The sequence below is a fragment of the Dietzia kunjamensis genome, from assembly GCF_045689975.1.
GTDB lineage: Bacteria > Actinomycetota > Actinomycetes > Mycobacteriales > Mycobacteriaceae > Dietzia > Dietzia kunjamensis.
The window spans coordinates 1,119,599-1,133,212 of the sequence record NZ_CP143297.1 but is presented as its reverse complement, the minus strand read 5'-3'; the positions used below and the strand labels follow the sequence as shown (position 1 = coordinate 1,133,212).

Sequence of the window (13,614 nt, the reverse complement as noted above, 5' to 3'; positions counted from 1 at the left end):
GCGTCAGGAGCCGCCGGCGGGCCACCAGACCGCGCGGACGTCGGCCAGTCCGTCCTCGACGACCGCGGGGGGTTCGTCCCACACCTGCACCCGCCTCCCGGGGGGCGCGTAGGGCGGGGACCCCGGGTCCCCGGAGCGGACGAAGTCGACCCACGACCGGTGCATCGCGTCGACGAGCCCCGGCGGCGCATCCGCTCCGAGGTAGGCCCGCACGTTCGCGGCTTCCGGAACCGACCAGAAGAACGGCAGGTCCGCGCAGTGCACGGCGCCGCGACCCTCGGACCAGCGGAAGTCGTACACCCAGGTGGGCGCGCCGGCGGCCACCCGGGTCTCGGCCGCACGCACGACGGTCGAGTGGATGGTCGCGGCGTCGACCACCGCCCCCACCGCCCGGCGCAGCGACTTGCCCGCCGATTGTCTGGCCAGCGCGCGCAGTCCGGTGGTGGGCAGCTCCTGGGACCGCAGGATCATCGCGGCACCCGGCACCAACGCGGCCCCGGGCAGGGCCCGGACGACCCCCTCGAACTCCGTGGCCGTGGAGCCGATGAGCAGTGGCAGGTCGAGCCCGGGACCGCTCCCGATGCCCTCCAGGGGCGGGACCGGGACGGTGTCGTCGCCGACCGTCGGCCGGAACGGCATGAGAAACGGATTGTCCTTGCGCAGGCGCCGGTGGAATTCGTCGACGGCGCCCCGACCGCCGGCAGCCAGTCCCGCCGCAGTCGTACCCTTGGGGGCCTGAGCGGCCGGGGACCGCAGGACCGCCGGCGACGAGGCGATCCCCCGGTGGAACAGGCCGGCCGCCAACGGCGAGGCGAGCAGGCAGAGCACCGCCCCGCCGCCCGCCGACTGACCCGACACCGTGACCTGCCCGGGGTCGCCGCCGAACGCCGCGATCTCGTCGCGGACCCACTCCAGGGCCATGATCCAATCCCGCACCCCGCGGTTGTCCGGGGCGTCGGGGAACGCGGTGAACCCCTCGACGCCCAGGCGGTAGCCCACCGAGACCACGACGATCCCGGCGCGCGCGAAGGCGGTCCCGACGAACCAGGGCTGGTGCGACGACCCGGACTCCCACCCGCCGCCGTGGATCCACACCAGCACCGGGTGGCCCGCGCCCTCGGTGGGAGCCCACACGTCGACGTGCAGGATGTCCGTTCCGGCGACGATCGGCTCGGGGATCGCCGGGTCGGGGTCGAAGCGCAGCCGCTGCGCGGTGGCCGCCGGCCGGGTGGCGTCGCGGACGCCCGGCCACGGTTCGCGGCGGACCGGGGCGGCGAACCGCAGGTCGCCGACGGGGTCCTCGGCGTACGGAATGCCGTAGTAGCGGACCACATCCCCCAGGTCGGTGCCCTTGACGCGGCCGGTGGACAGCGCGATCTCGACGTCGGTCATGGCGGCCAGATTAGCGACGACAGCTGAGATCCCCCGGCGATCACTGCTACCAAGGGGAGATGACGAGTGACAGGGACCTGATCATCGAGCGTCTGGCCGACGTGGCCTCAGCGTTGGACTCACGTGACTGGGACGGGCTGGGCGAGCTGTTCACCGAGTCCGCGACCGGGTACGGCGCGACCGGTCGGCAGGCGATCGTCGAGAGGGTCCGGGAGCACCTCGGGGGCTGCGGACCGTCCCAGCACCTGCTGGGCAACCATCGGGTGCAGCTCGCCTTCCACGGAGACGAGGACCGGGCGCGGAGCCTCACGTACGCGCGGGTCCTCCACCTCGGCGCCGGGGACCGGTCCGATTTGTCCTACGAGTGCTTCGGCGAGTACTCGGACCTGTGGACCCGAACGCCGGAGGGCTGGCGGATCGACTCGAGGAGGTTCCACATCAGCTTCGACCGAGGCGATTTCCGGACACTCCAACCGGGCTGATCGCCGACTGCCTCCCATGGGAGGCGGCTTCGGGTCGTACAACGACAAGGGTGATTGGGGCGGCTACTGACTACTCCGGCGTGTTCGACCCCTGGGTCACCCAGATGACCACGCTGCTGACCACGGTGGTGTCAACGACCCTGGATGGTCCCCTCGACTGGCCGGACGCGGCCATCGTCAGCGGAGACGCCGTCGAGGTGGTCGCTCGCTTGAAGCAGCAATCCGACGTGTCGTTGCGCTCGCACGGCAGCTTGTCGATGAACCGGGCGCTGATGGCCGCCGGTCTGGTCGACCGGTGCAGGTGACGGTGTTTCCCTGGCGCAGTGGGTGGGTACCCGGTTGGGGTGAGTGATCGAAAATGATCGAACCCTTGTGCTAGTGCGCCGACGCGGGTATTGTCGAATGTAAGTTCGACGTCGGCGGCGGAGGAGGTGGGATGGTGACGACGACGAGTTCGCTGTTCGCCGTACCCGAGCCCCTCGGCATGGTCGACATGGAGGCCGTCAGCGAGGCGGCCCGTGCCGCGACGCTGGCGCAGAACCGCGCCGGGGCCACGCGGCTGGAGGCGGCGAATGTCCTGGTCGAACAGTTCGCCCGGGCCGAGCAGGCACAGGCGGAGGAGGCTGGCGAGGCCGGCGCCGGTTCGCGTCGGCCCGCGTACGCCCGGCTGGATCCGGAGGCCCGGGCCCGCGATCACCTCGTGGCGGCGTGTCAGCTCACGTGTTGGCACGCCGCGCGGTTGGTGACGGCCGGGACGCAGATCCACCGGCGGTTGCCCCGTCTGCGATCCACGGTCGACCGCGGGCTGCTGCCCGAGCAGTTGGCGGTCGATATCGCGTGTCGCCTGGCGGAGGTGTCCGACGCGATCGTGTCGGCCGTGGAGGACGAGGTGGTCGCGCGCTTCACGGACGATCTCGACGGTGGCGACCGGCCGACCCGCAACGCGGTGGACTCGGCGATCGATGACGCCGTGGAGCGACACGACCCGGCTGCCGCGCAGGACGCCGCCGCAGCGGCGGCCGCCACCCGCTCGGTCCGATTCCGCGGCGACCGGAACGGCATGGCCACGATGTGGGCCAAGCTCACCGCCGCCGATGCCGAACTCCTCCGGCGTCGCATCGAGACCGATGCGTCGGCCGCCTCGGCGGACGGACTGGACGGTTCCCCGGATCAGCTCCGCGCCGACGCCCTCGCCGCGCTCGCCGTCTATCCGCCTGCTGGTGACCCGTCCGCGACCAAGCCCGGCTCCGGCTCCGGCCCCGGCTCCGGCTCCGACCCGGCCCCTGCGTCCGAGCACGACGGCATCGAACTCGGCGACGTCAGGCTCGGGGCGGACCTCCCCCGGCCCACGCTGGGCAACGCCGCGCGGGCCGGTCAGCCGATCCGCATCAGCGTGATCGCCTCCGCGGCCCGGGGCCTGCCCAACCGCGTCGAGTTCGTCCACGGCACCTACAGCAGCGTCGAATGGCTCTGCACGGAACTGCTCGAGGGCGACGACGCGAGCGTGCGGTTCGACCTCATCGACCCCGCCCCCGGCGTGCTCGACTCCCCCGAGCACGCCCTGCGCTACGTGATCACCCCCGCGATGGCCGAGCGCATCCGCATGCGCGACGGCACCTGCCGCCACCCCGGGTGCTCGGTTCCCGCCGAGGCCTGCGACGTGGACCATGTGATCGCGTTCAACACGAAGGATCCCGAGCTCGGCGGGCCGACCACCGAGTGGAACCTCGTCTGCCTGTGCCGCAAACACCACCGCGAGAAGACGTTCGGGACCAACGCCTACCGGTCCGGGCCGTTGGGTGAACTCGTCATCATCACCGACACCGGACACGAACACCGCACCAGACCCAAGGGCCCCTTGGCCCGTGCCCGTGACGCCATCTGGGAACGCGAGTGGAACGCCTTCGCCGACCGCATCGTCGCCGACGACGGCACACTCATCAATCCGCCGGGTCAGAACCCGCGCAGACCCTGGAGACGACCGGCCTGACCAACTCAGCAGTCGCCGACGCCCACCCATTCGGAGACGCCGTCGGTGAAGCGCTGCCGCTTCCAGATGGGCACCCCGTGCTTGAGACGCTCAATGAGCTCCGAACACGCCGCGAACGCCTCGGCCCGATGCGGAGCCACAGCGACCACCACCACCGCGACCTCGCCCACCGGCAGCACGCCCACGCGGTGGACGGCCGCCACCCGCGCCGAGTGCTCCCCCGCGACCTCGGCGCAGAGCCGGGCGAGAGTGTCCCGGGCCGTCGGGTGAGCGGAGTATGACCTCGAGCTGCTCGAGAGCCGTACCCTCGACGGCCGGATCCAGGAACTGATCTACCGGCCCACCCTGCACGCCCCACCCGGCTGACCACCCTGAAATGCAGACCAGGTCAGGGCTCGGAAGCCTCTGACCTGGTTGCTGGGCTCCCCCAATTGGACTCGAACCAATAACCCTTCGATTAACAGTCGAATGCTCTGCCAATTGAGCTATGGGGGATCACTGCAGGCGCCCGGCGGTGATGCCGGATACCGAGAACTCACCTTAGTGCGCCGCAGGCCGACGAACCAAATCGGCTGGTCAGGCGATGTCCGGAGTCGCGCCGACCGCCTGGTTCAACAGGCCACGCCGGTACTCCTCCAGAGCCACCAGATCACCGAACAACGCCGAGTACCCCTCGGGGTCCTCGGCGGGGCTCATCCGCTGCACCTTGGACTTGAGATCCGCGATCTGACCCGAGACCCACACCTCCTGCAGCCGCGCCAAGACACCGGAGATGTAGCGGGGCAACGCCTCCTCGGACACGCGCAGCGTCTCCACCGCGAGGCTCCCGACCAGTCGGCGCAGCCCGTCGTCGCCCAGCCCCTCGGAGACCTCGGAGACCCAGTTCGCGCCGCTCTTGCCGGCCGCGCACCCGCCGGCCTTCGACAGTGCCTGCGCGATCGTGGCGTAGGCCGGGTGGGTGTAGCACTCCTCCGGCAGCGAGTCGAAGAGTGGACCCGCCAGGCCCGGGTACTGCAGGGCCGCCTTCACGGCCTCCCGCTGGGGCCACAGCACCGGGTCCGCCGCGGCGGGGATGGGCACGCCCGACGGCACCTCCGGCGTCTGCGGAGCATCGCGGCCGCCGGCCTCGTCGTCGTCGTATCCCCCACGTCCACGACCCGCGCCGCCCCCACGCTCGGCGGCGTCCCACCCCGGTCGGGCTCCCCCGCCCGGTCCACCGGGGGCACGCTTGCGCAACCCGGGACCCGACCCGGCCGACCGCGCGCGACCCTTCTTGCGCGCCTCCTCGCGGACGCGGCGCACCACCGTCGCCGGGTCGTCCCAGCCCACCCATCCGGCGAGCTGGCGGGCGTACTCGTCACGCAGCGTCGAATCGCGGATGTCGGCCACCACCGGCACGGTGCGTCGCAGGGCCTCCACGCGCCCCTCGGCGTGGTCGAGGTCGTAGTCCTCCAACATCGAGCGGATCGCGAACTCGAACATCGGCACCCGCGCGGACACGAGATCCCGCACCGCCGCGTCGCCCTTGTTCTGACGCAGGTCGCACGGATCCGTCCCCGGCGGGGCCACCGCCACGAACGTCCGGCCGGAGAACTGCTGGTCCCCCGAGAACGCCCGGAGCGCGGCCTTCTTGCCGGCTTCGTCGCCGTCGAACGTGTAGATGATCTCGCCGCGGAAGTAGTTGTCGTCCAACATCAGGCGCCGCAGCGTCGACAGGTGGTCCTCGCCGAACGCGGTGCCACACGCGGCGACCGCGGTCGTGACGCCGGCCGCGTGCATGGCCATGACGTCGGTGTAACCCTCGACCACGACCGCGCGACGCTGCGAGGCGATCTCCCGCTTGGACAGGTCCAGACCGAACAACACCTGGGACTTCTTGTAGAGCATCGTCTCGGGCGTGTTCATGTACTTGCCCAGGGTGTCGTCCTCGAACAGCTTGCGCGCGCCGAACCCGATCACCTCGCCCCCGAGGTTGCGGATGGGCCACAGCAACCGGCGGTGGAAACGGTCGATGAGGGTGCCGCGCGAGCTCGTCTTGGACAGCCCGGCCGCCTCCAGCTCCTTGGGCTCGAACCCCTGGCGCATGAGGTGCTTGCTCATGGTGTCCCAGCCGGCGGGCGCGTACCCACAGCCGAAGTGCTGGGCCTGGGCCATGTCGAACCCGCGGTCGGTGAGGAAGGTGCGCGCCGTCTCCGCCTCGGGATCCTGCGCCAGTCGCTCGGCGTAGAACTTCTGCGCGGCCGCGTTCGCCTGCGCCAGCCGGGACCGCGTGCCGCGATCGCGCTGGATGACCTGCCCGCCACCCTCGTAGGAGATGCGGTAACCCAGCCGGTCGGCCAGCTGCTCCACCGCCTCCACGAAGCTGATGTGCTCCATCTTCATGAGGAACGCGAAGACGTCGCCACCCTCACCCGTCGAGAAACAGTGGAAGTAGCCGTGCTGCGGACGCACGTGGAACGAGGGGGTCTTCTCGTCCTTGAACGGGGACAGCCCCTTGAGCGAGTCCGCGCCACCTGGTTTGAGCGCGACGTACTCGCCGACGATCTCCTCGATACGGGTGCGTTCGCGGATCGCGGCGATGTCCTGCTCCGGAATCCGCCCTGCCATGACGCCCAGAGTAGCCGCCTCCGGCGAGGACCGGCGTGCCCCCTGTTCGGGGCCGATACGCTGGGGCCATGATCGCCGCCCAACTCCTGCCCGCCGCCGCCCGGCGACCCCGTTCCCGGTTCAGCCAGGCCCCGGTGACAGCGCTCGCGACGGTGGTCGCGTTCCTGGCCTGCGCGCTGGTGTGGGCCGCCCCCGGCGCCTCGGCCGAGCCCCCGTCGAACCTGCAGCAGCAGCTCACCGACTCCGCGGGGGTCCTCGGCGGTGACACCAGCGAGGTGGAGAGCCGACTGGCCGAACTGCGCTCGTCCGACCAGATCCAGCTGTGGGTGACGTTCGTCGACACCCTCGACGGCATCCCGGTCGAGCAGTGGACGCAGCAGACCCGGGAACTGTCCGACCTGGGCGCGTCCGACGCGCTGCTCGTGGTGGCCGTGGACGAGGGCAGGTACTGGTTCGAGTTCGACGACCCCGAGGCCTCGCCCACTGCCGATCAGCTGACCGCGCAAGAAATCGCCGATCGCGACATCGAACCGCGCCTCGCCGCCGGCGACTGGGCCGGCGCCGTCACCGGCGCGGCCGACGGGCTCGAACGCCAGGGCTCCGGCTCGGAGATCTCGCCGTTCGCCATCCTGGCCATCATCGTGGTGATCATCGCCGTCGTCGCGGCCGTGGTCCTGTTCGCCCGCCGGCGCCGCGCCACGCGGACGGCCAGGCAGGCCGAGGACGCTCGCGACATCCCCGGCGACGACACCGCCCGGATGTCGGCCCTGCCTGTGGAGGTGCTCGACGCGCGCGCCCGCTCCGGGTTGGCCGATGCCGACCAGTCGGTGGACGCCTCCACGGACGCCCTCGAGACCGCCGCAGGCGAGTTCGGCGAGCTGCGTACCCGGCCGTTCCGCTCCGCGCTCGACTCGGCACGGGCCGAGGTCGCCGCCGCGCACGCACTTGTCCAGCGGCTCGACGACGACATCCCCGAGACGCCCGACCAGCGCAAGGCCATGCTGCTCGAGGTGGCCGCCCGCGCCGAACGAGCCGAACGCGGCCTCGAGGGACAGGCCACGGCCTTCGCTGAGATGCGCGACCTGCTCATTAACGGCGCCGCCTCCGTCGACACGCTCACCCGCCGCGCGGTCTCCCTGCGCGCCCGGCTCCCCGAGGCCGAGAAGACCATGGCGGACCTGCGCGAGCGGTTCCCGTCGGCCGTGCTCTCCTCCATCTCCGACAACCTCTCGCTGGCCGGGGAGCTGCTCGACGCCGCGGAAGGCGAGACCGTCCGCGCCCGCGCGGCACTGGCCCGGCCGGTGGGTGAGCAGGGCGAGGCCGTGGACGCCATCACCTCCGCCGAAGGCGAGCTGTCCCGGGCCGAGAAGCTGGTCAACGGCGTCGAACACGCCGCCGACGACATCGCGACCGCGCGCCGCGACCTCGACCCGCTGATCGAGGAGGTCGAGGAGGAACTGACCATGGCCTCGCGGCTGCTGGCGTCGACCGACGTCAGTGACACCTCCAGCCAGACCCTCACGCAGGTGGCCGCCGCGGCGCGCGAGGCGGTCGACGCGGCCCGCCGCGACGGTCAGACCGATCCGCTGGGGACGTTCTCCCACCTCATCGACGTGGACCGCGACCTCGACGAGGCCCTGGCCGCCGCCGGGCACGAGGCCGAGGCCGCCAACCGCGCCCGGGCCGCCCGCCGGGCCGCGATCACCCGCGCCGCCGGAGCGGTCCGCGAGGCCGACGACTTCATCGGCAGCCGCTCGTACGTGATCGGCCAGGCCGCCCGCACGCGCCTCGCGGCCGCGAAGAGCTCGCTGGCGACCGCCGAGGGCACGGTCGGACCGGCCGCGTTCCCCGCCGCCGAGCGCGCGCTCAACCTCGCCCGCGAGGCGCTCCGACTCGCGCAGAGCGACGCCTCCCGGCCCCAGTACTCCGGCGGCTACGGCGGGTACGGCGGCCGGAGCGGCCCGTACGGACGCGGCGGACGGCGCGGGTCCAGCACCGGCGCGATGGTCGGCGGCATGGTCGCCGGCGCGCTCATCCAGGGGATGCTCCGCGGCGGCGGGGGCGGATTCGGTTCCGCCCGCGGCTTCGGCGGCGGCGGCCTCGGTGGCGGATTCGGCGGTGGCTTCGGAGGCGGTGGCGGCGGCTTCGGCGGTGGCGGCGCGGGCGGGCGGTTCTGACCCCATGACACGTCGTCGGAAGGCTCTCATCGCGGTGGTCGCGGTGGTCGCGCTCCTCGTCGCAGCCGTGGTCGCGGTGGGCGTCTGGTACCGGCCGATGCTGCTCACCGGCACCGGGTACGCCGCCCACAACGCCTGCGCCCTGCACTACCTCGTGGGCCGAGAGGACTACGACACCGACCTCCCGCCCAATCCGCTGGTCCCCGTCATGCGGACGTCGGTCGACGAGGAAACCGGGACCGCGACCGCCTCGGTGCTGGGGGTGGGCTTCCGGCAGACCGCCCACGTCTCCGAGCACGGCTGCGCCCTCGGTGACCGCGCGGCGGGATCGCAGGGCACCGAGCCGCCCCCGCCGCTGCGCGAGGACGGCGCCCAGGGTGTCCGCCTGGCCGAGGCGACCGACGCCCCGGACGAGGTCTCGTCGGCACTGGATGAGGCCGCGGCGCAGGAGGGGACGCGGGGCCTCGTCGTCGTCCATCGCGGCGAGATCCTCGGCGAGCGGTACGCCGACGGTTTCGGCCCCGACACCCGCCAGCTCGGCTGGTCCATGGCCAAGAGCGTCGCCGCCACCCTCGTGGGGCGCGCGCAGGTCGAGTTCCCCGACGCCGACCTCGACCCCGCCGCCACCGGCCTGCGTCCCGAATGGACCGACGAGCGGTCGCAGATCTCCCTGGACCACCTGCTGCGCATGACCTCCGGCCTCGACTGGGACGAGGAGTACGACCTCGGCACACCCATCACCCGGATGCTGTTCCTCGAACCCGACATGGCCGCCTTCGCCGCCTCCCAGCCGGCCGCCCACGCCCCCGGCGAGTTCCGCCAGTACTCGTCCGGCACGAGCAACATCGTCTGCGACCTGCTGCACGAACGCACCGGGCTGGGGCCGGAGATGGCCGCGGAACTGCTCTTCCGCCCGCTCGGGATGCGCAGCGCAGTCCTCGAGGCCGACGCCTCCGGCGGGTCGGTGTGTAGTTCGTACCTGTGGGCGAGCCCGCGCGACTGGGCGCGGTTCGGTCAGTTCGTGCTCGACGACGGCGAGGTGGACGGACAGCGGCTGCTGCCCGCGGGATGGATGGACTACGCGACGACCGGGGTCCCGGCGGGCGGCGAGCCCGAACCGTACGGCGCCCAGTGGTGGCTCAACACGGCCGGTGACGGGACCCCGCTCCGGTTCGCGGAGCTGCCGACCGACGCGTTCTGGGCCTCCGGGCACGACGGGCAGTACGTCGTGGTGGTCCCCTCGGCCGACCTCGTGGTGGTCCGCACCGGCTTCTCCCCCGGCTCGACCCTCGACGCGGTGGGCGTGGACCGGCTGGTCGGCGACGTCGTGCGCGCGGTCGGCTGACGGCGGCCGGCGGTCGCGGGGGTGGGGGCGGGCTGCTCAGCCCCAGGCGGCCTGGATGCCGGCGCTCGCCCGGTCGACCCGCTCGAGCCGGCTCTCGGTGTACAGGGCGATCTGGTCGACGATCACCCGCATCCGCGCGGCGTCGTCCGGGGCCGAATCCCACAGCGGGCGCAGGACCGGGTCGAGGCCCGCGGGCGCGGACTGGGCGAGGAACTCCGCCACCCGGTGGATCCGGTCCCGCTGGCGGTCCTGCCTGAGGCGGTGGCCGGGGTCGCTCATGACGTAGCGCACCGCCATCGTCTTGAGCATCACCACCTCGGCCTCGACCTCCACCGGCACCTCGAGACCCGCGCTGTAGCGGCCGTGTGGTTTGGCCCCGTGCACCTCGCGGGTGGCGTGGATGGCGGGCATGACGAACCGGCCGACCAGCTCACTGGTCAGGGCCTTGAGCGCCACGAACCCGGTGAAGCTCTCGGAGAACGGCTGCACGGCGCGGACCACCTCGAGCGCGCCGAGACGCCCGGCGGCCTGCTCCAGCTGATCGGCGTCCGGACCGCGGAACTCCTCCGCGCCCAGTTCCGCGAGCGCCGCGACCTCCGACCGGTCGGACAGCGAGCGCAGGTCCAGCCGGCCGGCGACGATCGCGTCCTCGACATCGTGGACCGAATACGCGACGTCGTCGGAGAAGTCCATGATCTGCGCCTCAAGGCACCGGGTGTCCCCGGGAGCGCCTTGCCGGATCCACGCGAGGGTGTCCGCGTCATCGGTGTAGGCGCCGAACTTCCGCGTCCCCTCCCTCGGCAGCCACGGGTACTTGGTGGCGGCGTCCAGCGCGGCGCGGGTGAGGTTCAACCCCACCCCACGGCCGGAGGCGTCGACGACCTTGGGCTCGAGCCGCGACAGGATCCGGACGGTCTGGGCGTTGCCCTCGTAACCGCCGAACCCGCGCGCGACCTCGTCCAACGCCCGCTCGCCGTTGTGGCCGTAGGGCGGGTGCCCGATGTCGTGGCTCAGGCCCGCCAGGTCCGCCAGGTCCGGGTCGCACCCCAGCCCGGCCGCGATACTGCGGGAGATCTGGGCGACCTCGAGCGAATGGGTGAGGCGGGTCCGCGGGGTGTCGCCGTCCCCGGGGCCGACCACCTGGGTCTTGTCGGCGAGCCGGCGCAATGCGGCCGAGTGCAGGACGCGGGCGCGGTCCCGGTCGAACGGGCTGCGTTCGCTCGCCTTCCCGCGGGCGCGGCCGGAACCCTCGTCGACCCGGCGCTCGGCGTCCGCGGCGTCGTACGCGTATCCCGTCATCCACTTCTCCTCCGGGCGTCACCGCCCCGTCATCCCTGCGGCAGGCCGCATCCGCTCGCGCGACCCGCCCCGGCGGTTCAGTCCGGGAAGTCCACACTGCTCCCGGCGAGCCGGTGGTACTGGTACCAGAGCACCGCGCCCGTCTCCCGGATGATGCCCATGATCTGGTTCTCCCGGGTCCACACCGCCGGCCCGTGGCGGGTCGGCGAGGTCCACGCGTCCAGCCCCGCGTCCCGCGCCATCATGCGCGAGCGATACGAGTGCGTGGGGTCGCTGACCAGCACCACCGACTGCCCGCCCTGGTCGCGCACGGTCTGCGCCACGGCGTCCAGACTGCCCTCGGTGTTGGTCCCGGTCTCCACCGCCAGGATCACCTCCGGGGGCACGCCGAGGCGGGTCAGATAAGCCCGCCCCGACCCGGCCTCCGTGTACAGGTCACCCGGCTGGCTACCACCGACCGTGATGACCTGCGGCGCGACCCCCTCCTCGAACAGCAGGGCCGCGTGCTCCAGCCGGGCCTGGAACACGGGGGTGGGGATGCCGTTGTACTGCGCCGCGCCCAGCACCACGATCGCGTCGGCCGGAGATCGATCATCGACACGCGCCACGGACCACACCCGGAACGAGATGAATCCGGGTATGACCAGGCACAACAGCAGTGCGATGGCCAGGAGCCAGCCGACGGCCCTGGACACCGCACGGACCGGGGACCGGGTTGTTCTACTCACCCGACCAGTGTGCCAGGGGAGTCCGTCAGCACCCGATCAGGCGCTGCGCGAGGTACCCCTCGACCTGGTCGATCGCCACGCGCTCCTGCGCCATGGTGTCGCGCTCACGGATGGTCACGGCCTGGTCCTCGAGGGTGTCGAAGTCCACCGTGATGCAGAACGGGGTGCCGATCTCGTCGTGGCGGCGGTAGCGGCGACCGATGGCCTGGGCGTCGTCGAAGTCGACGTTCCAGTTCTTGCGCAACTGGGCCGCCAGGTCACGGGCCTTGGGCGACAGGTCCGCGTTGCGCGACAGCGGCAGCACCGCGGCCTTGACCGGCGCGAGCCGGCGGTCGAGCTTGAGCACGGTCCGGGTGTCCACCCCGCCCTTGGCGTTGGGCGCCTCGTCCTCCGTGTAGGCGTCCACGAGGAACGCCATGAGCGAGCGGGTCAGGCCGAAGCTCGGCTCGATGACGTAGGGGATGTACTTCTCGCCCGAGGCCTGGTCGAAGTACTGCAGGTCCTCACCGGAGTGGGTCTGGTGCTGCGTGAGGTCGTAGTCCGTGCGGTTGGCGATACCCATGAGCTCGCCCCACTCGTTGCCGGAGAACCCGAACTTGTACTCGAAGTCGATCGTGCCCGCCGAGTAGTGGGCGCGCTCGTCCTCCGGGACGTCGAAGCGACGCAGGTTCTGCGGGTCGATCCCCAGGTCCACGAACCAGTCCCAGCAGTCCTCGACCCACGTCGTGAAGTGCTCGTCCGCCTCGTCGGGCTTGACGAAGTACTCAATCTCCATCTGCTCGAACTCGCGGGTGCGGAAGATGAAGTTGCCGGGGGTGATCTCGTTGCGGAACGCCTTGCCGATCTGGCCGATACCGAACGGCGGCTTGCGACGCGCGGTGGTCATGACGTTCTTGTAGTTGATGAAGATGCCCTGCGCGGTCTCCGGACGCAGGTAGTGCAGGCCGGTCTCGTTGTCCACGGGGCCGAGGAAGGTCTTCATCAGGCCCGAGAACAGCTGGGGCTCGGTCCACTGGCCCTTGTTCCCGCAGTTGGGGCAGGCGATCTCCGACATCGGGGCCTCGGACGGGTGATCCAGCTTCTTCTTGGCGGCGTACGCCTCCTGGAGATGGTCCTGACGCAGCCGGGTGTGGCAGGACCTGCACTCGACCAGGGGGTCGGTGAACGTCTCGACGTGGCCGGAGGCCTGCCACACCTGGCGGGGCAGGATGATCGACGAGTCCAGGCCCACCACGTCGTCCCGGCCGGTGACGAAGGTGCGCCACCACTGCTTCTTGATGTTGTCCTTGAGCTCCACACCCAGGGGGCCGTAGTCCCACGCCGAGCGCGTACCGCCGTAGATCTCGCCACACTGGTACACCAGTCCTCGGCGCTTGCAGAGGTTGACGACGGTGTCGATGACGGAAGCTGAGGCTGCCACGTCGGGGGTTCTCCCTTGGTGAGTCGGTTGGCGGAGGCGTCGGGTGGACCACCTCGGCGCGGGCCGGCGCCCGGGCACTTTCACCAGGGTATCCGGTCGGCCCCCCGGGTCTGGGATACTGGGGTCCCCTACCCGATACGACGCCGGCGGCGACCGAGCCCGGGAGCGAGCCCG

General features: G+C 71.8%; 9 protein-coding genes, 1 tRNA gene and 3 pseudogenes. 6 read left to right on the top strand and 7 right to left on the bottom strand.

The features are described from left to right. Positions 1-3 precede the first annotated feature (3 nt). Positions 4-1,392: a carboxylesterase/lipase family protein gene (locus tag VZF99_RS05310; protein WP_407335840.1), complete on the bottom strand. Its 1,389-nt coding sequence runs from the start codon at positions 1,390-1,392 to the stop codon at positions 4-6. Positions 1,393-1,451: 59 nt separating this feature from the next. Here VZF99_RS05310 and VZF99_RS05305 point away from each other — a divergent pair, with 59 nt between their 5' ends. The 3 genes and pseudogenes from VZF99_RS05305 to VZF99_RS05295 all read left to right on the top strand — a co-directional run bounded on the left by VZF99_RS05305 (position 1,452) and on the right by VZF99_RS05295 (position 3,864). Further along, positions 1,452-1,874, top strand: a complete 423-nt coding sequence (locus VZF99_RS05305; protein WP_407335839.1) for a nuclear transport factor 2 family protein — start codon at positions 1,452-1,454, stop codon at positions 1,872-1,874. A gap of 71 nt (positions 1,875-1,945) precedes the next feature. Then, positions 1,946-2,202, top strand: a pseudogene (locus VZF99_RS05300) (dihydrofolate reductase family protein); the annotation flags it as partial. 108 nt (positions 2,203-2,310) lie between these two features. Beyond that, complete coding sequence (locus VZF99_RS05295; protein ID WP_407335838.1) at positions 2,311-3,864, top strand: HNH endonuclease signature motif containing protein; 1,554 nt, start codon at positions 2,311-2,313, stop codon at positions 3,862-3,864. Between the two features lie 5 nt (positions 3,865-3,869). On the opposite strand, the pseudogene VZF99_RS05290 reads toward VZF99_RS05295, so the two are convergent. After that, a pseudogene (locus VZF99_RS05290) lies at positions 3,870-4,142 on the bottom strand (molybdenum cofactor biosynthesis protein MoaE); the annotation flags it as partial. Here VZF99_RS05290 and VZF99_RS05285 point away from each other — a divergent pair. Beyond that, a pseudogene (locus VZF99_RS05285) lies at positions 4,135-4,230 on the top strand (deaminase); the annotation flags it as partial. The pseudogenes VZF99_RS05290 and VZF99_RS05285 overlap by 8 nt on opposite strands. Positions 4,231-4,286: 56 nt before the next feature. Here VZF99_RS05285 and VZF99_RS05280 read toward each other — a convergent pair. Together VZF99_RS05280 and dnaG are read right to left on the bottom strand one after the other, a co-directional pair. Further along, positions 4,287-4,359: transfer RNA gene (locus VZF99_RS05280), tRNA-Asn, on the bottom strand. 81 nt (positions 4,360-4,440) lie between these two features. Beyond that, positions 4,441-6,471 (bottom strand): DNA primase, encoded by a 2,031-nt coding sequence (gene dnaG, locus VZF99_RS05275; protein WP_325769353.1) that lies wholly within the window; start codon positions 6,469-6,471, stop codon positions 4,441-4,443. A 68-nt stretch (positions 6,472-6,539) separates the two neighbouring features. Here dnaG and VZF99_RS05270 point away from each other — a divergent pair, with 68 nt between their 5' ends. Further along, a complete protein-coding gene (locus VZF99_RS05270) occupies positions 6,540-8,648 on the top strand; it encodes a TPM domain-containing protein (RefSeq protein ID WP_325769352.1) in 2,109 nt (702 codons plus the stop codon). Between the two features lie 4 nt (positions 8,649-8,652). Next, on the top strand, positions 8,653-9,993 hold the full coding sequence (locus tag VZF99_RS05265) for a serine hydrolase domain-containing protein (RefSeq protein ID WP_407335837.1): 1,341 nt from the start codon (positions 8,653-8,655) through the stop codon (positions 9,991-9,993). A gap of 36 nt (positions 9,994-10,029) precedes the next feature. Here VZF99_RS05265 and VZF99_RS05260 read toward each other — a convergent pair whose 3' ends face one another. From VZF99_RS05260 to VZF99_RS05250, 3 genes are all read right to left on the bottom strand, one after another. Beyond that, complete coding sequence (locus VZF99_RS05260; protein WP_313314074.1) at positions 10,030-11,292, bottom strand: deoxyguanosinetriphosphate triphosphohydrolase; 1,263 nt, start codon at positions 11,290-11,292, stop codon at positions 10,030-10,032. Between the two features lie 77 nt (positions 11,293-11,369). Then, the gene (locus VZF99_RS05255; protein ID WP_096905743.1) at positions 11,370-11,987 is read right to left on the bottom strand and encodes a YdcF family protein; all 618 of its coding nucleotides are present in this window, start codon (positions 11,985-11,987) and stop codon (positions 11,370-11,372) included. Between the two features lie 58 nt (positions 11,988-12,045). Continuing rightward, the gene (locus tag VZF99_RS05250; RefSeq protein WP_206474274.1) at positions 12,046-13,440 is read right to left on the bottom strand and encodes a glycine--tRNA ligase; all 1,395 of its coding nucleotides are present in this window, start codon (positions 13,438-13,440) and stop codon (positions 12,046-12,048) included. Between the last annotated feature and the right edge of the window lie 174 nt (positions 13,441-13,614).

What these genes read in the sequence shown, in the direction of transcription:
- VZF99_RS05310 (WP_407335840.1), bottom strand. Translation starts at nt 1,392, where the DNA reads ATGACCGACGTCGAGATCGCGCTGTCCACCGGCCGCGTCAAGGGCACC.
- VZF99_RS05305 (WP_407335839.1), top strand. Translation starts at nt 1,452, where the DNA reads ATGACGAGTGACAGGGACCTGATCATCGAGCGTCTGGCCGACGTGGCC.
- VZF99_RS05295 (WP_407335838.1), top strand. Translation starts at nt 2,311, where the DNA reads ATGGTGACGACGACGAGTTCGCTGTTCGCCGTACCCGAGCCCCTCGGC.
- dnaG (WP_325769353.1), bottom strand. Translation starts at nt 6,471, where the DNA reads ATGGCAGGGCGGATTCCGGAGCAGGACATCGCCGCGATCCGCGAACGC.
- VZF99_RS05270 (WP_325769352.1), top strand. Translation starts at nt 6,540, where the DNA reads ATGATCGCCGCCCAACTCCTGCCCGCCGCCGCCCGGCGACCCCGTTCC.
- VZF99_RS05265 (WP_407335837.1), top strand. Translation starts at nt 8,653, where the DNA reads ATGACACGTCGTCGGAAGGCTCTCATCGCGGTGGTCGCGGTGGTCGCG.
- VZF99_RS05260 (WP_313314074.1), bottom strand. Translation starts at nt 11,292, where the DNA reads ATGACGGGATACGCGTACGACGCCGCGGACGCCGAGCGCCGGGTCGAC.